This window comes from Clostridium sp. ATCC 25772 (genome assembly GCF_001573875.1).
Lineage (GTDB): Bacteria > Bacillota > Clostridia > Clostridiales > Clostridiaceae > Clostridium_J > Clostridium_J senegalense.
In genome coordinates this window covers 1-20,018 of record NZ_LFRG01000059.1, presented here as the reverse complement: position 1 = coordinate 20,018, position 20,018 = coordinate 1, and the positions used below count along the sequence as shown (strand labels likewise).

Genomic DNA, 20,018 nt, shown 5'->3' with positions numbered 1-20,018 from the left:
TAACAAGGATTTATCATAAATGTTTTTTATTTTATTCAGTTGTAAAATTATTCAAGTATTTTTGCACTATTATAGTACATAATTGAATGTGGCAAAATTAGTTTTAATTTATATATAAATTAAAAGATTCAAATAATATACTTAATTGTTATTGACTATATTAATATAAGATTATAAAATAGTAATTGAGAAGTTAATAAGGTATGAATGAAGATTGTTGAAGAAAGCTGGTTTTATTAAGCATGAAAATGTTTAACATATATAATGAAGAAAAATGAATAGTAGCCATATGCACTATTTAAGTACAGCACAACAATTGGACATAAACCTGGAGAGACTACAAGCACGGAAAAAGTGAAAATGTGATTATGTGGCATCGAAGAAGAAACTCGAATTTTCAGCTTTGGGGGAAACTTTCAGATAAAAGGACAGGTGTAAATAGCTCTTTATTGTTGTGTCTATTTACAAGGTCCCTTTTTTTATTTATTATTGGATAAATATAGGGAAACAAGCTCCAATTTAAATTTATTCAATAGCTTTAAAATATTTTCATACAAAATATAGTGTTGAATTTGAAGGGATTCGGAGCATGTCTCACTATTTTGGTTATCCAAGTTTTGGAATGTATGATTTTAAAAGTCAACTTGGAACCCCCTATATAAGTTAAAACTTGTTTTAAAACAATTTATATAAATTATAAGTTTAATTAGTGAAAAGATAATTAATAATAAGGTAGACAAACAATATTATTTTGAGTTTGGAGGAAGTGGATATGTACAAAATAGCAGAAAAAAGAGATTTAGCAGAAAATATATTCTTAATGAATATAGAAGCACCAAGAGTTGCTAAATCTGCTAAGCCTGGTCAATTTGTAATTATAAGAAATGATGAGAATGGTGAGAGAGTTCCATTAACAATTTGTGATACAAACACAGACAAAGGAACAGTTACAATAGTTGTACAAACTATAGGATGTTCTACTAAGGATTTAGAAAAGCTTAATGAAGGTGACTATCTTCATGACTTTGTTGGACCATTAGGAATGGAATCAGAATTATTACATGAAAACATAGAAGAACTAAAGAAAAAGAACATACTATTCATATCAGGGGGAGTTGGTTCGGCTCCAGTTTATCCACAAGTAAAATGGTTACATGAGCACGGTGTAAATGCTGATGTAATAATGGGATTCAAAAATAAAGACATGGTAATCCTAGAAGATCAAATGAAAACTGTTGCATGTAATGTTTATACTTGTACAGATGATGGATCATACGGATTTAAAGGAATGGTTACTAACCAATTAGAAGAGTTAGTAAATGGTGGTAAGAAATACGATTTAGTTGTGTCAATAGGACCAATGATAATGATGAAATTTGTATGTAAATTAACAGAAAAATTAAATTTACCAACAATAGTAAGCATGAACCCAATAATGGTAGATGGAACTGGAATGTGTGGAGCTTGCAGAATTACTGTTGATGGAAAAACTAGATTTGCTTGCGTTGAAGGACCAGAATTTGATGGACATAAGGTAGATTTTGATGAGGCATTAAAAAGATCTGGAATGTATAAAGCAGAAGAAGCTGAAAAAAGCTGTAGATTAGGAGGTAACAAGTAATGGCAGTAGATAGAATGAAAAGAACTCCAATATCAGAGCAAGATGCAAAAGCAAGAGCTAAAAACTTTAAAGAAGTTTGTTTAGGATATAATGAAGAAGAAGCGGTAAAAGAAGCATCAAGATGCTTAAACTGTAAAAACAAACCATGTGTTAGCAAATGTCCAGTATCAATAGATATACCTTCATTTGTACATGAAGTTGCAGAAGAAAATTTTGAAGAAGCTGCAAAAATATTAAATAGATATACTGCACTACCAGCTGTTTGTGGTAGAGTTTGTCCTCAAGAACTACAATGTGAAAGCAAATGTGTACTTGGAATAAAAGGAGAAGCTGTTGCAATTGGTAAGCTTGAAAGATTTGTTGCTGATTGGTCAAGAGAACATGATGTAGATCTTTCAGAAACTAAAGCTAAAAATAGTAAAAAAGTTGCTGTTATAGGTTCAGGCCCTGCTGGAATAACTGCTGCAGGTGAAATGGCTAAAGCTGGTTATGATGTAACTGTATTTGAAGCATTACATGAACCAGGTGGAGTTTTAGTTTATGGAATTCCTGAATTCAGATTACCAAAAGAAACAGTTGTTAAGCATGAAATAAACAACCTAAGAAAATTAGGAGTTAAAATAGAGACAAATGTAATAGTAGGAAAAACTGTTACTATAGATGAATTAATAAGAGACGAAAAATTTGAAGCTATATTTATAGGTTCAGGTGCTGGTCTTCCAAAATTCATGGGAATTAACGGAGAAAACTTAAACGGAGTTGTATCTGCAAATGAATTTTTAACAAGAAACAACTTAATGAAAGCTTTCAAAGAAGATTCACCAACACCAATAAAATCAGGAAAAAGAGTTTGTGTTGTAGGTGGCGGAAACGTTGCTATGGATTCTGCTAGAACAGCATTAAGATTAGGTTCAGAAACTCATATAGTATATAGAAGAAGTGAATCAGAACTTCCAGCAAGAGCTGAAGAAGTACATCACGCTAAGGAAGAAGGCATTATCTTTGACCTTCTAGTTAATCCAGTTGAAATCTTAGGCGATGAAACTGGTTGGGTTAAAGGAATGAAATGCATAAGAATGGAACTTGGAGAAGCTGATGCATCTGGAAGAAGAAGACCAGTAGAAGTACCAGGTTCAGAGTTTGTTATAGATTGTGACACTGTAATAATGTCATTAGGAACATCTCCAAACCCATTAATACCTTCAACAACAGAAGGATTAGACGTAAATAAATGGAAATGTATCGTAGCTGATGAAGAAACAGGAAAAACTTCAAAAGCTAGAGTATACGCTGGTGGAGATGCTGTAACAGGAGCTGCAACAGTTATCCTTGCTATGGAAGCTGGTAAAAAAGCTGCTGCTGCAATGATAAAAGATTTAGAAGAAAACTAAAAAAATTTCTTCAACTAAATAAGGTATGGATTCATATCCTCCTAATTTTTAGGAGGATATGAGTTTACATATAAAAAATTTAAAAAGTTTCATTGTTTAAACATTTATTATTTAATTTTGTTTCAAAAAAACAGAACTCAATTTGAGTTCTGTTTTTTTGATATTAAATCTTCTATTAAATTGATTTGTTCTTTTTTAGTTAAATTTAAATACTCTTTATAACCACAATGATAGAAACAACCAGTATAGGATTTATGTTCTTTACCATCTTGTAATCTTAAATCCATAGGGCAGGGCTGAGTTTTTGGATCTCTTGCTTTTAAGTCACCTGTATTTATAGGATGACTATTAAAATCATCAATAACATCCTTATTGCCCATTTCTTCACATAAACCAACTAAACCAGAACCACTATTTATATTTTCTATTATCTTTTTTAGAGTATATATGTATTCATCATAAGATAAATTTTTATTTTGCAACGCTTTAATCATAAAAAACACCACCGTTTAATAGTAATAGTAATATATATTTAAAAAACTTTAAATTAAAATTATATACTAAGGATTTAATTTTAACAGAGAAAAGTGAAGTATAAGTATATGTTCTCATTTAATTTTAAAATTATAACTTGGTAAATGTATAGTGGTCCAAGTTTTGGAATGGATAATTTAAAAAGTCAACTTGGAACCATATATAATTTAAAATTTTAGTTTTGAACCTTATATAATTAAAAAAATATACAAAACGTAAAATACAAAAATATGTAATCACATTATGCACAGGTATGTATATGAAATGTTGATAATTTTTTGAAAATTTAAACTAAGCCTGTGGATAAGTCCATAACTAGTACACTTTATTAACAAGTATAAAAATTACATATGGAATTAAATGTAGATTTTGTAGATAATTTGAATAAATAAAATTATAAAACATCCAAAATTCTACAAAATGCAACTATTATTTTATTATATAACTATGAATTTATCAAGTAATACACAGGCTATGGGCATAAAAGTCAAACTATTCACAATTTATTGTGAATAGTTTCGCTTATTTGTGGATAATTATTGTCAAAAACAAAGTTACTAACAGTTACAAAGTTACATTAATCAACAATGAAAATAAAATTAGGGAAAAATGTAATTGAATTGACTAACTTTAGAAAATTAGTGTATAGATTTTTGACAAAAAAATTTATTTTAATAAAATATTATTTATAGCATTTAATGTGTATTTTATATCTTCAACAGTATTAAAGTGTCCAAAGCTAAATCTCACAGTTCCATCTGGAAATGTTCCAAGTGTTTTATGTGCTGATGGGGCACAGTGAAGTCCACTTCTAGTTGAAATTCCATATTCTTTATTTAATCTGTGGCAAACAATACCGTTATCCAATTCTTTGAAATCAAGAGAAACTACAGCAGTTCTATTATCAGTAGAATCACTACCTACTAATAAATTAGCATCTATATTTTTGATTCCTTCAATAAAAGTTTTTGTAAGTTCTAATTCCTTTTCATAAATAGAATTAACTCCTATTTTATTCAAATACTTTAGTGAAGCATTAAGCCCAAATATACCAGGAATATTTGATGTTCCACTTTCAAATTTGTCAGGCATATATGTAGGTTGTACTTCTAATTCGGATAGACTTCCAGTTCCACCTTCTATAATCGGTTTAACTAAAGGCACAATATTTTTTTTTATTAAAAAACCTCCAATACCTTGCGGGCCTAATAATCCTTTATGTCCAGTGAAACAAAGGACATCTATGTTTAAATCCATCATGTCTATATTTAAAGTTCCAGCACTTTGAGCAGAATCTACTATGAAAATTAAATTATGTTTTTTACATATAGAACCAATATCTTTTAATGGTAGTATGGAACCACATACATTAGAGGCATGGGTAATTACTACTGCTTTAGTATTAGGTGTTATAGCATTTTCAATATCCACAGCCTTTAAATAGCCTAAACTGTTACATTGAACTTTAGAAAAAGTAACTCCATTATCCTTTAGTGATGAAAGGGGACGCATTACTGCATTATGTTCCATTGATGAAATAATAATATGGTCCTTACTTTCTAGCATGCCTTTTAATACCATGTTTAAACTATAAGTTATACTAGGTGTAAAAATTACATTTTCACATTTATTAAAGTTAAAAAGGTCACATAATAATTCACGAGTCTCAAAAACAGTATCTTCTGCTTCTAAGGCATCAAAATAAGCACCTCTATTTATATTACAACCTATATTAGTTATATAATTTGAAATTGCATTTGCAAGATCAGGAGCTTTAGGAAAAGATGTTGCTCCATTATCTAAGTATATTTTTCTCATTAGAAACCTCCTTATTTATAAAAATAATAGATAGATATTATCTATTAGCCATTTAAATTTAATATATTATGGAATATTTGTTAGAATTAACATGATGTTCAATACATGTAAAATATTATCAAAAAAAGGGGGATGAGTAAACTATGAAAGAAAAAAGAGGGATTATTTTAGGTGGTGCAATAATTGGTATTTTAGGAGTACTTTCAGTTTATTGTGGTAATCCAAAAAACATGGGGATTTGTATTGCATGTTTTATAAGAGATATTTCTGGTGGGTTAGGACTACATAAGGCAGAAATAGTACAGTATGTGAGACCAGAAATAATTGGAATGGTACTTGGTGCATTTGGTATAGCTTTAGTTAATAAAGAATTTTCTACTAAGGGAGGTTCTTCACCATTTCTAAGGTTTATTTTAGGTGCAATGGTTATGATAGGGGCTTTAATGTTCCTTGGATGTCCAACAAGAATGGTACTAAGACTAGCAGGTGGAGATTTTAATGCTATATTTGGAATAATTGGTTTTGCTGTTGGAATTATAGTAGGAATATACTTCTTAAATAGAGGATTTACTTTAAAAAGAAATTATAAGCAAACTAAACTAGAGGGATATGTATTTCCAATAATAAATATAGGACTATTTATTATGTTAGCTGCAGGTTCAAGCTTATTAATATTTTCTAAAGAAGGTCCAGGTTCTCAACATTCACCAATATGGATTGCTTTGGCAGTAGGATTAGTTGTTGGAGTTATTTGTCAAAGAACTAGACTTTGTATGGTTGGTGGAATAAGAGATATGATTTTATTTAAAGACTCATACTTATTATTAGGATTTTTAGCTATGTTAATAGCTGCATTTTTAGGAAATCTAGCCTTTGGATTTTTCACTCCAGGATTTGCAAATCAGCCAGTAGCCCATACAGATTGGATTTGGAATTTCTTAGGTATGGTAGTTGCAGGTTGGGGTTCAGTTCTTTTAGGGGGATGCCCAATGAGACAATTAGTTCTTTCTGGTGAAGGTAACGTTGATTCAGTTATAACTGTTTTAGGAATGTTTGTTGGAGCTGCATTTTGCCATAACTTTAAACTTGCATCATCACCAAAAGGCCCAACTCCAACTGGACAAATTGCTGTAATATTATGTTTAGTAGCACTAGGTGCAATATCATATTTTAGTATGGCAAAGGATGTTAAAGTAAAATCTGATAAAAATGTAAAAGGGGGAGTTTCAGTTGATTAAAGTAGATGCAAGAGGAGTATCTTGTCCTCAACCAGTATTAATGACTAAAAAAGCTTTAGAAGAAAATAAAGATGGAATTATAGTATTAGTAGACAATACTACAGCATGTAATAATGTGCAAAGATTTATGAAAAATGCAGGATATAATGTTTCAGTAAAAGAAGATAATGAAGAATTTATGATAGAGGCAAAAAAATAAATGAATTACTTAGCTACTTTTTTTACCCACTCAGGAGCAATAAAATTTAAAAGATATCTAACAAAAAACAATATAGAAAATGAAGCATTGCCTGTACCAAGAAAAGTAAGCTCTAATTGTGGAATAGGGGTAAAATTTTTATACGAAAAAAATATAGAAAAAATTTATGATGAAGATATAGAAAAAATTTTCAAAGTAAAAGAAAAAGGTTATGAACTATTTAAAGACTTTGATATATAAAAAATAAAGCTATTTTAACAATTGTTAAAATAGCTTTGTTTTTGATTAAGGCATATTATATTTTAAATTCATCAACCTTTTTTAACATATTGTTTGTCATTGTTCTTAGTTTTTCAGTAGCTTTTGATACCTCAGTAGTTACTGCACTGGCTTCCTCAGAAGCTGCTGATATTTCTTCAGCTGATGCACAAACTTCTTCAGAAACTGCAGATGTATTTTCTACCATGGTTAAGATGCTGTTTTTTCCATCATTAATTTTATCTGATGATTTGCTTACATCATTAACTTTCGGAAGTACAATATTTATAGCTTGAATTATGCTATTGAATACTTCTATAGTTGAATGAATAACTTCAGTTTGAGTATTTAATTCATCATCCATTATATCAGTATTTTCTACAATCACTTCTGTTTCTTTAGAGATACCACAAATAATTTTATTTATATCTTCAGCAGAATGTTTACTTTGATCAGCTAGTTGTCTAATTTCATCTGCTACAACGGCAAATCCTTTTCCACTTTCACCAGCACGTGCAGCTTCAATTGCTGCGTTAAGTGCAAGTAGGCTAGTTTGGTCTGCTATGTTGTTTATTAAATTAGTTATTTCATTAACTTTTTTTACATTTGCACCTAAGGAAGCTATGTCAGTAGAAAAGTTTTTAAAACTTTTACTTATATCATTAACTGAAACATCTAATTGATGCATTTTATCACTACTATTACTAGCTATACTGCTGATATCCTTAGAATTTTCATTTATATCAAATATAGCTTCAACAATTCCTTGAACTTCAGAACCAAAGTTTTTTAAAGTGCTTGCAATTTCTATAAGTTCTTCAGCTTGGTTAGTAGTTCCTTTTGCAATGTCATTAATGGAATAGGCAACATCACTAGAAGAAGCAGCTATGGCCTCAGCTGATGAAAATAATTTGCCAGTTTCCATATCAATTGTTTTAGAATTATCTTTAACACTAGAAATCATAGATTTTATAGATTCTTGCATTGTGTTAATAGAATTTGCAATTCCACCTATTTCAGATTTATTTTTTAAGTATATTTCAGGAATTGATTTAGTAAAATCACCTTGTCCAATTGTTCCTAAGTGGTTTTCAAAATAAAGTATAGGTTTAGTTATCCTATTTGCTATATTAAAACATAATAAAATAGCAATTATTATAGTTATGACAACTAGTCCAATTATAATCATTCCTATATGGTTAGCAGTTTTTGAAAACTCACTTGTTTCAATTAAATATACATAATTCCAATTTAAGCTACTATTTTTTGATTTATATATACTAACTGAGTAGTTTTTTCCATCATCCATTTTAGTATCTATTAATTTTGTAGGTAGATTATTAATATCGCTTAAACCGTTGATTTTTAAGTCGTCTAACTTTTTGCTTATTAATGAAGTGTCTTTAGGATGGGCTAGAATAGTTCCATTTTTATCAACAGGAACGATATAACCGCTTTCTCCTAATTTTATATTATTTATAAGAGCAGACATATTATTAAGTTTAACATCTATTCCTACAACACCTTTAATTTTACTATTTGCATCTTTTATTGCAGAAATAACAGATACAACAATATCTCCAGAAGAGGTAGTATATACATCTGTAACTGCAACTTCATCTGGATTTGAAAGAGCTGCCTTATACCAATCTCTTGTTCTTGGATCGTAGCCTTCCTTTCTAGATGAAGCAGGATATTGTAAATAGCCACCATTTTCAGCCACTCCTATATTAACATTTTCAAACCCTTCATGAGTTTTAGTTATGTTTTCAAATTCCTTATATAAAGTTGCTTCATAAGAATTATTTTTTAAAGGAGTCATTTCAACTAAGCCATTTGTTCCTTTCTTGTCTATGTATGAGGTTACTCTTGAATCTATATTTGAAACTAGTTCAGAATTAGAAAGCATTTTAACATTGTTTTTAACCTCATCAATATACTCATTTAAATATGTATCAACTAAATCTAGATGATCTGTTGTTGATTTTGTGAAGCTAACTTTCGTTTCATTAGATATAATGAAATAAACTATACTATTTACCAAAATCATTAATATCAAAATTAGAAATAAAAACGATGAAATAAGTTTAACTTTTATACTATCTCTTGATAATTTCTTCATATTTATTCACCTACCTAAAATATTATTTAGTATTAATTATCGTTTGAAAAAATCTTTTCTTGATGAATTTAACATAAATATAAATAAATAAAAATACATGGGGAAAAGTAATAACCACTTATATAATTGACAATGATGGAGGAAACTGGAGTTTAGATAGTTAAGAGTTAAGAATTAAAAGTTAATAGTTCAGGATGAAACTGGACTACCAGTTTCTTAGAATTTAGAGAGAGTAAATTCTAGGTTTGTGATATTAAATTAAACAAAGTTAGATTCAGGTTTTACAGCCGTAACAAATGGGACAGGCACGAATGGTGTATACCCATAAAATAGAGAGTAACTCTTTAGATTTAGTTACCATAAGTAAGAAAAGCTAGCCAGTCCCGTAGATAGTTAAGAGTTAAGAATTAATAGTTAATAGTTCAGGATGAAAGTGGAAAACCACTTTCTTTGAAATAAAGTAGCTTTGCTGCGTAGATGTTCGGGACTGGCTTTGTGTTATTAGTTGAAATATATAAAGCTAGAAGAGCATCAAGTGTTAGCCAAGAAAATAAATTTATCGTGCCTGTCCCATTTGTTATGGAGCTAAGATTATAATTTACTGCTTACTTAGATTTTGTTAGTAAAACTAGATTCAAAAATACGTTGAGAATTACTAGGAACGAAGTGAGTAGTAATAACCACAACTATTAACTATTCACTCTTAGCTTTTAACTTGAAATATGTAATATTTTCAAAATGTGTAGCCATAACAAGAAGGACAGGCGTACCAAAGTATATTTTCCATAAGTTATTTTCACAGTGAAATCGAAAGGTTATCTATAAAACCTAAAGCAATCAAAGCCAGTCCTATATAGAGAAAAAAGTAGAAAATTCTATATAGTAAATCAAGTAATATATGGTAAATATTGTTGATTATTTTCTTTAGTTATTATATACTTTTAGTGGTACGTTTTAGCTAAAATAATCACTAAAAATTTTTTGTAAAATATTTTATAAAAAATAAAAATAATATATAAAGTATGTTTTTTTCTCAACGATAAATGTAGTGAGACCAAGAACAAGTTAATGATTTTTAGTTATCACATATTGGGCATAATAAAATAAATAATAAGTCAACATTCACAAACAAATATGTTTTGAAACCTTGTCTTTTTATTTCTTTTCATATGCCTTAGTTAAAATTAGCAGATACAGAAGATAGCAATGATGTTATGTTTTCTGGCAGGATGCCAGAGGGAGTAAAAAATTGCTCTTCTTATCAGTTAATTTCGTTTAGGGGGATTCATAAAAATGCTAGTGTTAGGTCGTAAACCTGGAGAATATATAGTTGTAAACTATAATGGTTTAGACGTAAAGGTGCAAGTTATTAAAAGCGAGGATGGTCACTTAAGACTTGCTATAGATGCACCGAAAGAGGTTAAAATTACAAGAGGTGAAGTTTGGGAAGAAAAACAATTTCAAATTTCAGAGAAAGACATTGAGAAGAATGGTATAAAAGAAAGAACAACTATATAGCAATGGACATTTGAGAATTGACAATTGACAATTATGGATGAAAGTGAAATCCACTTTCTTTCAAATAGTATGTATAGCTGTTTGTTACTTATATAGGAAAGTAAGCTCCTATTTAAGTTTGAATTTAATATGGTGAAAAGCGTTTAGGAAGAACGATTTTCTTTAAAAATTAGCAGGAAGCTAGGATTTGAAGAATATCGTTCTTTTGTTTTGTGGCAAAAATTTTTTATGCTAAAGTCCTTATGGGGGAATAAAGTATACATTGCATTATCAACTGAATAAATTGAGTTAAGCATGTCTAGTATTTAGATGTATTAATAAATTTAGGAGGTTAATAGTGAAAGAAAATTTAATATATGAAAAAACATTTAACTTTGCCATAGAAATAGTAAAACTTTATAAATATCTATCAAATCAGAAAAAAGAATTTATCCTATCAAAACAAGTTCTTCGATCTGGAACAAGCATAGGTGCAAACATAAACGAAGCAATAGTAGCACAAAGCAAAAAAGATTTCTTATCTAAAATGAATATAGCGCTTAAAGAAGCAGCTGAAACACAGTATTGGATTAAGTTACTAATTGCTACTAACTATATAGATAGAAATCATTCTAAGACATTAATAAATGAGTGCAAAGAAATAAATAGAATTCTTAGATCAATTGTAAAAACAATTAGAGATAACATTAAAAATGATGAACGAAATACAGGATAATAACTGAAAGATTTAAAGTTTCTTATGCAAATGCATAAAAACAACCATCATTCTTAATTCTTAACTCTTAATTCTTAATTTAATAATAATTCCTTATGGAGTTAATTATATAAACAAAATTAATAAATTATTTGTACAAAAGGAATTGTACAGCATAATCAAGGAGGTATTTTATTATGATAATTAATCACAATATGAACGCATTAAATGCTCACAGAAGCATGGTAGGAAACACAGGAGCAGCTGGTAAATCTATGGAGAAACTTTCTTCAGGATTAAGAATAAATAGAGCTGGAGATGACGCTGCAGGACTAGCTATATCTGAAAAAATGAGAGGACAAATCAGAGGACTTGACCAAGCCCAAAGAAACTCTCAAGATGGTATATCATTAATTCAAACAGCTGAAGGTGCATTGAATGAAACTCATAGCATTCTTCAAAGAATGAGAGAATTAGCAGTACAAGGTGGTAACGATACAAACAATACTTCAGACAGAGGACAAATCCAAAAAGAAATAGAACAATTAACATCAGAAATAAACAGAATATCTAATACAACAGAATTCAACACTAAAAAACTTTTAAACGGAGACACTGATGTAAAAGCTGAAATAAGCGATAATTTAAAGGATGTAATAAAAGTAACTGGCAGTTCAGATAAAACAAAAGTTGGAACTGAACTAGATATAACAGATGTAAAAACAGCAACAGGAGCAACAGCAACAACAGCAGTAGCTACTAATGCAGATACAACTGAAGAGGTAACAATTAAAATTGGAGATAAAGAAATAAAATTAGCAAATGGTACTGCTGCAGCTGATATAGTGGATAAGGTTAATGAGGAATTAAAGAAAGCAGGAATAGATGCTGTAGCTTCAGCAAATGCTGGAAACAAATTAGTTATTACTTCAAATGAAGTTGGATCAAATTCAACATTAAAAGTACAAGATGATGCTGCAGCTAAAGATAATTTTGTAGATGCAACACCTGGTGCTGGAACTAATGCTAAAATAACAGTAGGTGGTAAAGAAATAGAAGGTAAAGGAAATACTGTTACAATAAGTGGAGTAGATGGAGCAGAAGGTTTACAAATAGAAGTATTACAAACTAAAGCAGAGGCAGGTAAAGTTAATGTAACTTCAGTAGGAATGAATTTACAAATTGGAGCTAATGAAGGACAAAACATATCCCTTTCAATAGGAAATATGAGTGCAGAAGCTCTAGGAGTTAGTGGATTAGACCTTTCAGATGCAGATAAATCTGATAAAGCAGTTACAACTATTCAAAGTGCAATTGATAAAGTATCTTCTGAAAGATCAAAACTAGGTGCTGTTCAAAACAGATTAGAACATACAATCAACAACTTAGGAACATCTTCAGAAAACTTAACAGCAGCAGAATCAAGAATTAGAGACGTTGACATGGCTAAAGAAATGATGACATTCTCTAAAAACAATATATTACAACAAGCTGCTCAAGCTATGCTTGCACAAGCTAACCAACAACCACAAGGTGTTCTTCAATTATTAAGATAATTTGAGAGTATTATAGGAAACCGAAATATCGGTTTCCTTTTTTGTGTGTAAAGAAATAAGGATTAAGAGGTTTGAAAAATTGACAATGGACAAAGGATAATTTATTTAGGAATTGACATTTGACAATGATGGAGGAAACTAGAGTTAAATTAAGGATTAAGAATTAGGAATTAAGAATTTAGGAGGAAACTGGACACTAGTCCAGTTTCTTTTTAATTAGAGGGAGTAAAATTTGAGTTTGAGGGATTAAACTAACTAAAGATATATTCAAAGTTCACAGCCGTAACAAGAAGGACAGGTTCATTTAGTTGTACCACCATAAAAAACTTTATTACTCAATAAAAATGATAGATAAAATAAATTACTAAGCAAAGAAGCAGTACTTGAGCTGCAAAGCAGCGTATCTATCAGGTACTGGTTCTTTGTTTATTTTGTTATTGTAATAGAGCATTTGTGGAATCTACAGTCTAAGCGAAGAAAGTAGTTACAAATGAACCTGTCCCACTTGTTATGGAATTAATACTGTAAAGATTTGATTGTTTAGATGTGTTACTAAAATAGGTGTTTGGGACCAACTTTGAGTGCTATTGGAGAGAAGCTAAAATCATCTATGTGAAAGTATAGTAAAGTAGCCAATTAAGTGTCTGTCCCTCTTGTTATGGAGGGAGAACTTTGGTAAATTGCTTACTTAGTTGAGGGAGAAAGTTTTAGAAAATTAAGGATTAAGAATTATGAATTAAGAATTCAGGAGGAAAGTAGGCTACTAGTTTCTTTTGAATTTAAAGGAGTAAGATTTGTATTTAGGATATAAAACAAACAAAGTTATATTCAAAATGTACAGCCATAACAAATGGGACAGGCACGAATGGTTTAGCGGTGTAAAATGAAAATCAGCTCTTTAAATTTAATTACCATCTATAAAAGAAGTTAGCCAGTCCCCCTAAAAAAGTTAAGAGTTAAGAATTAATAATTAAGAGTTGAGGAGGAAACTGGATTACCAGTTTCTTTGAATTAGAAGGAGTTAAAACTTTAGTATTCAATAAGATATTATAAATAAGATAGGTTACTAAGCAAAGAACCAGTACTTGAACAGGAAAGTAGAAAGCCTGTTAGGTACTGTTTTTTGTATTTAATAAATAATCTTCTAATTAAGATTGAGAGAGTTAGTGATAAGCCTTGAAATAATCTCCATAGCCCTAAATTAATTTGATGAGAAAGGTAACAAAGTTTTATTGTTTTCAATATATTAAATAGAGGAAAAAAATTAAGGAATGCTTGGTTTTTATAAGGAAAATTTTTTTATAAATGTTTATATAGTTAAAAATAAAGACTTTGACAATGAATAATAATCATTTAAACAGGAAAACCAGCAAGTCCTTGCAACTAGTTAGATAGTGATATTTTTATTTATTCATAACGAAGAATAAACTTTATTATTAAAAACTTATGATAAAAGTTTTAGATGTGCATGAATTTATTTAGGGATATGGAGGCAATTAAGATGAGATTAGGGGTTATAGGTTTAGGCAATATGGGAAGTAATCATGTTAAGGTTTGTTGTAAGGTTAAGAACACATCTTTAGTTGGATGTTGCGATATAGATAGAGAAAAGGTTGATAAGGTATCAAAGGAATACAATCTCAAAGGATTTTACGATTATAAGGATATGTTAGAGGAAGTGGATGCAGTTATAGTAGCTACTCAAACTGTATATCATTATGATGTTGCAAAGTTTTTTATAGAAAATGGTAAGGATGTTTTAATAGAAAAACCAATTACATTAAAGTATGAGGATGGAAAAGAACTAATAAGGTTAGCTAAGGAAAAAGGTGTAAAACTTGCAGTAGGTCATGTTGAAAGGTTTAATCCAGCAGTTGAAGCACTAGCTGGTATTTTTAAAGAAGAGGAAGCAATAGGTATTAGTGTAAAAAGAATGAGTCCAATGGACAATAGAGTTCAGGATATTGATGTTATTTTAGACTTAATGATACATGATATAGATGTTGTTTTATCGCTTATGGGGGATAAAAATATAAAAAACATTGAGGCCATGGGCAGGATAATTAAAAAAGAGTCAATGTTAAATAATAGTTGTGATCATGCAACAGCTCTAATTAAATTTAATAATAATATTATTGTAGATATTACAGCAAGTAGGGTTAGTGAAAAAAAGGTAAGGACCTTATCTTTAAATAGTATTGATAGTTATTATGAGCTTGATTATATAGATAAAAGCTTGACTATATATAAGCAGCTGAAATGCAATATAAATAATAATATAAGATGCGCTAATAGATACAGTAAAGAAGAAGTTTTTATAAATTTTGGAGAATCTTTATTAAAACAAAATCAAAATTTTGTTGATGCTATAGTTAACAATGTGCCTTTAAAAATTAAAGGTGAAGATGGTTTATTAGCTTTAGAAGTTGCAAATAAAATACGGGAAAAAATATATGAAAATTTATAATTATAGGGGGGAGTGATGCGATGAGTTATTTCAAGCACAGTAGTGCAGAAGTAAGTGAAAATGCCAATATAAAAGATGGTACAAAGATTTGGAACAATTCTCAAGTTAGAGAGAACTGTTTTATAGGGGAGAATTGTATAATTGGTACCAATGTTTATATAGATTTTGATGCTATTATAGGCAATAATGTAAAAATACAAAATGGGGTTAATGTGTATCATGGTGTTGTTATAGAAGATGATGTATTTGTAGGACCTAGTGTTACATTTACAAATGATATGTATCCTAGGGCTTTTAACAATGATTGGGAAGTTGTAGGAACATTAATAAAAAAAGGAGCAGCTATAGGAGCAAATTCTACTGTTATATGTGGAATAACCATAGGTGAGTATGCCATGGTAGGCTCAGGTAGTGTTGTTACAGATGACATAAATCCTTATGAGCTAGTGGCAGGGAATCCAGCAAAAAAGATAGGTTATGTTTGTAAGTGTGGAAATAGATTAGATGAAAATTGCCATTGTGATAAATGTGAGTTGACATATAAAGAAGAGAACGGAATATTAAGTATTTAGCTAAAAATTTATAATAAAATAACTAGCTAAAATAAATTAATGAGCAAAGAACCAGTATTTGAGCTGCAAAGCAGCGTATCTATCAGGTACTGGTTCTTTGCTTGTTTAGATGTTATATAATTGACAAATGCGGCTTAGGTAGTTAATAGTTAAAAGTTAACAGTTAAGAGTTTAGGATGAAACTGGACTGCCAGTTTCTTTTGAATTTAAGGGAGTAAAATTTGAGTTTGGGAGATAAAACAAACTAAGGCTAGATTTAAGGTTTACAGCTGTAATAAATTATAATTGACAATGGACAAAGGACAATTGACAATTTAGGTTGAAACTGAAGTATCAGTTTCTTTGAATTTAAGAGAGTAAAATTTGTATTTGGGAGATAAAACAAACTAAAGCTATATTTAGGGTTTACAGCCGTAACAAATGGGACAGGCACGAATGGTTTAGCGCTATAAAATGAAAATCAGCTCTTTAAATTTAATTACTATAAATATAGGGAAACAAGCTCAAATTCAAATTTGTTCAATAACTTTAAAATATTTTTATACAAAATGTAGTGTTGAATTCTAAGCGATTCAGAGCATGTCTCACTATTTTGGGTATCCAAGTTTTGGAATGGATAATTTTAAAAGTCAACTTGGAACCCTATAAAAAAGTTAGCCAGTCCCCTTAAATAGTTAAGAAGTTTAAAGAAATTGACAATGGACAATTGACAATGGTGGAGGAAACTGGATTCCAGTTTCTTTTTAATTTAAGGGAGGAAAATTTAAGCTGAAGATATAAAACAAACTAAAGATATATTCAAGGTTCGCAGCCGTAACAAGAAGGACAGGCGTATCTAAGTATATTTTCCATGAGTAATTTTCACAGTTAAACCGAAAGGTTATTAATAAAATTTAAAAATAGTAATTGATAATCATTCTTAAATAGAGTAAAATATTACCTGGGAATAAAGAGAAAATAAGGAGAGGTTTAAATGAGTAAAAATATAATAAGAAGGAAGTTATCTAGTAGAAACATAAAAATACAGATGACTAGTGAAATTATTTTAGCATTTTTAGCTGTTTTATTGGCAGTAATTATTATGGTGAATTTAGTTGCTGTAAGAATACTTGGAGAAAACACCAAAAATACAATGGTATCAATGACGACACAGGTTTCACAAACCATTGGAAAGACTAATGAAAAAAATATTCAGTTGGTTAGTCTTTTAAGCAATACTTATTTTGTAAAGGATAAAAACATAGATGTAAATAAAAAAATTGAAATGTTAGAGCCTTATAAAAAGGATTCAAGTATAGTATTTTTTTCAATAACATATAGAGATGGGAATGTTCACTCTAATGCTAGTGTTAATGGTGTGAATGTTAAAGATGAAAAGTTTTTTCAAAGTTCTATGCAGGGAGAGATTTATACAGAATCCACTAGATTTTTAGATGAAATAAATAAGTATGTAATTACATATAGTTGTCCAATTAAGGATAACAACGAAATAATAGGTGTTTTAACTGTTGCTGAAGATGCAGAAATTATGTCGCAAGGACTTAGTGAAATAGAGTATGGTAACAGCGGTGGTATATATGTTATAGATCAATATGGATACACTGTTTTAAGTAATACATTTGAAGATATTGAGAAGAAAGAGAATATAATTAAACAGTCTGAAACAGATAGTATTGCTATACCTGTAGCAAAGGCACATAAAGATGGTATAGCTGGAAATAGTGGAGTAGAAGAATACAGTGTGGAAAAACAAAATAAATATATATCATATTCACCTATTAAAGGTTCTGATGGATGGGTTACTTGTATTTGGATTGAGAAATCTGAGGTGTTAAAAAGTCTAGATAAGATGCAAGAAATACTGATAATTATAGCTTTAGGAGCGATGGTTTTAGCCATACTTACAGGATTAAATATATCTAGAAAATTTGGAAGATATTTAGAAAAAATTAAAAATGCTATAGGTACTATGGAAGAAGGAGATTTTACATTAAATTTTACAACGGAAGAACTAGAAAATGAGAATGAAATAGGAGATATTTATAGAGCTATTCATAAAAGTAAAAGCTCTATAGGTGAAGTTATAAAATCTGTTATGGAAAGTAGTAATGTAGTAACTGAGCAATCTAAAGTTTTAAATAATTCTTCAAATCACATGGTTTTAGGTTCTCAAAATATTGCCCATGCTATACAGGAAACTGCAAAAGGAAATGATGAGCAAAGCAATGGACTTACTAATATAAATTTAGCTATGAAAAATTTTGAAGAAAAAATTATTTCTATGAATGATGAAGTTTCTAATATAAGCACTATGGCTGAAAAGATAGGAATTGAAGTGGAAGAAAGCAATAGTGATATGGAAGGCTTAATTAACTCTATTGAAAATTTTAATGATAATTTTAAACAGTTCAGCAATGTAATAGCAACTGTAAATAACAAAGTAAACTCAGTAAATGATATAACCACAGTTATAAATAATATATCAGAGCAAACTAATCTTTTAGCATTAAATGCGGCAATTGAAGCAGCTAGAGCAGGAGATGCGGGAAGAGGATTTGCAGTTGTTGCAGATGAGATAAGAAAGCTTGCTGAGCAAAGTAAAAACTCTGCAATTGAAATAACTAAAGTTATCGAAGAGGTTTTAGAAGAAAGTCAAAATATGCAATTTGGAACAAGAATTATGAATCAAGATGTTAATAGTCAAAGGGAAAGCATAAATAAAACTATAGAATCCTTTAAAAGTATTGGACAATTTATAAAGGACATAGTACCTAAAATGGAAGAGATGAAAAATTATTCTCAAGAAGTTAGTGATGAAAGTGAAATTATATCAAGAAATTTAGAAAGTTCTACAGCAATAGCAGAAGAAATATCTGCAACAACGGAGGAAGTATCAGCAACAACAGAAGAATTAAATAGCTCCGCAGAGGAAGTAGCTAAGGCAGCAGAAGTTTTAGTTGATTTAACAGTAAATTTAAAAGAAAAGGTAGGGGTATTTAAAATTTAATTGTATTAGTTGAGAATATATTAAATAGAAATTGACAATGGACAAAGGTGGAGAAAACTGGGGGTTAGATAGTTAAGAGATAACAGTTAATAGTTAATAGTTCAGGATGAAACTGGACTGCCAGTTTCTTTTGAATTAGAGGGAGTAAAATTTGAGTTTGGGATATAAAACAAACTAAGGCTATATTCAAAATGTACAGCCGTAACAAATGGGACAGGCACGAAAGGTATATACCCATAAGATAAAGAGTAGCTCTTAAAATTTAATTACCATAAGTAAGAAAAGTTAGCCAGTCCCTTAAATAGTTAAGAGTTAAGAATTAATAGTTAAGAGTTTAGGAGGAAACTGGACTGCCAGTTTCTTTTGAATTAGAGGGAGTAAAATCTTAGGTTTGGGATATAAAACTAACAAAAGCTATATTCAAAGTTTACAGTCATAACAAGAAGGACAGGCGTACCAAAGTATATTTTCCATAAGTTATTTTTACAGTGAAATCGAAAGATTATCAATAAAACCTAAATTAATCAAAGCCGGTCCTAAAATAGCAGCTTTGCTGTGTACATGTTTGGGACTGGCTTTGATTTATTAGTTAAAAAATATAAAACTAGGAGAGCATCAAGTGTTAGCGAAGAAAATAAATTTACCGTGCCTGTCCCATTTGTGATGGAGCCAAAACTAGTAGTAATTGTTTATTTTATTATGGGAATAAAATAAAAAAATTAAGGATTAAGGATTAAGAATTTAGAATTTAGGAGGAAACTGGGATACCAGTTTCTTTTGAATTTAAAGGAGTAAAATTTGAGTTTAGGATATAAAACAAACTAAGGCTAGATTTAAGGTTTACAGCCGTAACAAATGGGACAGGCACGAAAGGTATATACCCATAAGATAAAGAGTAGCTCTTAAAATTTAATTACTATAAATATAGGGAAACAAGCTCAAATTCAAATTTATTCAATAACTTTAAAATATTTTTATACAAAATGTAGTGTTGAATTCTAAGCGATTCAGAGCATGTCTCAC

At 29.6% G+C, this 20,018-nt stretch carries 15 protein-coding genes and 1 riboswitch; of the genes, 12 read left to right on the top strand and 3 right to left on the bottom strand.

Annotated elements, in window-relative coordinates:
• Positions 1 to 318 precede the first annotated feature (318 nt).
• Positions 319 to 442, top strand: a riboswitch (glycine riboswitch).
• A 330-nt stretch (positions 443 to 772) separates the two neighbouring features.
• Both AZI32_RS15450 and gltA read left to right on the top strand, forming a co-directional pair.
• Entirely contained in the window at positions 773 to 1,621 is an 849-nt protein-coding gene (locus tag AZI32_RS15450) for a sulfide/dihydroorotate dehydrogenase-like FAD/NAD-binding protein (protein ID WP_061996679.1), read from the top strand.
• The gene (gltA, locus tag AZI32_RS15445) at positions 1,621 to 3,012 is read left to right on the top strand and encodes an NADPH-dependent glutamate synthase (protein ID WP_061996678.1); all 1,392 of its coding nucleotides are present in this window, start codon (positions 1,621 to 1,623) and stop codon (positions 3,010 to 3,012) included. The genes AZI32_RS15450 and gltA overlap by 1 nt, the downstream gene beginning before the upstream one ends.
• 137 nt (positions 3,013 to 3,149) lie before the next feature.
• Here the strand turns inward: gltA and AZI32_RS15440 are convergent, their stop codons facing one another.
• Both AZI32_RS15440 and AZI32_RS15435 read right to left on the bottom strand, forming a co-directional pair.
• The gene (locus tag AZI32_RS15440) at positions 3,150 to 3,506 is read right to left on the bottom strand and encodes a hypothetical protein (RefSeq protein ID WP_061996677.1); all 357 of its coding nucleotides are present in this window, start codon (positions 3,504 to 3,506) and stop codon (positions 3,150 to 3,152) included.
• Between the two features lie 706 nt (positions 3,507 to 4,212).
• Positions 4,213 to 5,364, bottom strand: coding sequence for an aminotransferase class V-fold PLP-dependent enzyme (locus tag AZI32_RS15435; RefSeq protein ID WP_061996676.1), 1,152 nt, complete (start codon positions 5,362 to 5,364; stop codon positions 4,213 to 4,215).
• Between the two features lie 143 nt (positions 5,365 to 5,507).
• Here AZI32_RS15435 and yedE point away from each other — a divergent pair, with 143 nt between their 5' ends.
• Genes yedE through AZI32_RS15420 form a run of 3 tightly spaced genes read left to right on the top strand, consistent with a single transcriptional unit; the run spans position 5,508 to position 7,041 of the window.
• The gene (gene yedE / locus AZI32_RS15430; RefSeq protein WP_061996675.1) at positions 5,508 to 6,602 is read left to right on the top strand and encodes a YedE family putative selenium transporter; all 1,095 of its coding nucleotides are present in this window, start codon (positions 5,508 to 5,510) and stop codon (positions 6,600 to 6,602) included.
• The gene (locus AZI32_RS15425) at positions 6,595 to 6,801 is read left to right on the top strand and encodes a sulfurtransferase TusA family protein (protein WP_061996674.1); all 207 of its coding nucleotides are present in this window, start codon (positions 6,595 to 6,597) and stop codon (positions 6,799 to 6,801) included. Before yedE ends, AZI32_RS15425 begins: the two co-directional genes overlap by 8 nt.
• Positions 6,802 to 7,041 (top strand): DUF3343 domain-containing protein, encoded by a 240-nt coding sequence (locus AZI32_RS15420; protein ID WP_061996673.1) that lies wholly within the window; start codon positions 6,802 to 6,804, stop codon positions 7,039 to 7,041. It begins immediately after the preceding gene.
• A gap of 55 nt (positions 7,042 to 7,096) precedes the next feature.
• Here AZI32_RS15420 and AZI32_RS15415 read toward each other — a convergent pair whose 3' ends face one another.
• Complete coding sequence (locus AZI32_RS15415; RefSeq protein ID WP_061996672.1) at positions 7,097 to 9,181, bottom strand: methyl-accepting chemotaxis protein; 2,085 nt, start codon at positions 9,179 to 9,181, stop codon at positions 7,097 to 7,099.
• Between the two features lie 1,293 nt (positions 9,182 to 10,474).
• Here AZI32_RS15415 and AZI32_RS15410 point away from each other — a divergent pair.
• From AZI32_RS15410 to AZI32_RS18510, 7 genes are all read left to right on the top strand, one after another.
• The gene (locus tag AZI32_RS15410; RefSeq protein WP_010293605.1) at positions 10,475 to 10,699 is read left to right on the top strand and encodes a carbon storage regulator; all 225 of its coding nucleotides are present in this window, start codon (positions 10,475 to 10,477) and stop codon (positions 10,697 to 10,699) included.
• A 337-nt stretch (positions 10,700 to 11,036) separates the two neighbouring features.
• Positions 11,037 to 11,414, top strand: coding sequence for a four helix bundle protein (locus tag AZI32_RS15405; protein WP_061996671.1), 378 nt, complete (start codon positions 11,037 to 11,039; stop codon positions 11,412 to 11,414).
• Positions 11,415 to 11,590: 176 nt separating this feature from the next.
• Positions 11,591 to 12,949 carry a flagellin gene (locus AZI32_RS15400; RefSeq protein WP_061996670.1) on the top strand — a complete coding sequence of 453 codons (1,359 nt, stop codon included), beginning with the start codon at positions 11,591 to 11,593 and terminating at the stop codon, positions 12,947 to 12,949.
• A gap of 1,501 nt (positions 12,950 to 14,450) precedes the next feature.
• On the top strand, positions 14,451 to 15,416 hold the full coding sequence (locus tag AZI32_RS15395; protein WP_061996669.1) for a Gfo/Idh/MocA family oxidoreductase: 966 nt from the start codon (positions 14,451 to 14,453) through the stop codon (positions 15,414 to 15,416).
• A gap of 20 nt (positions 15,417 to 15,436) precedes the next feature.
• Positions 15,437 to 15,988: an acyltransferase gene (locus tag AZI32_RS15390; protein WP_061996668.1), complete on the top strand. Its 552-nt coding sequence runs from the start codon at positions 15,437 to 15,439 to the stop codon at positions 15,986 to 15,988.
• A 973-nt stretch (positions 15,989 to 16,961) separates the two neighbouring features.
• Complete coding sequence (locus AZI32_RS15385; RefSeq protein ID WP_061996667.1) at positions 16,962 to 18,995, top strand: methyl-accepting chemotaxis protein; 2,034 nt, start codon at positions 16,962 to 16,964, stop codon at positions 18,993 to 18,995.
• A 555-nt stretch (positions 18,996 to 19,550) separates the two neighbouring features.
• Positions 19,551 to 19,709 (top strand): hypothetical protein, encoded by a 159-nt coding sequence (locus AZI32_RS18510; RefSeq protein WP_162266746.1) that lies wholly within the window; start codon positions 19,551 to 19,553, stop codon positions 19,707 to 19,709.
• Positions 19,710 to 20,018 lie beyond the last annotated feature (309 nt).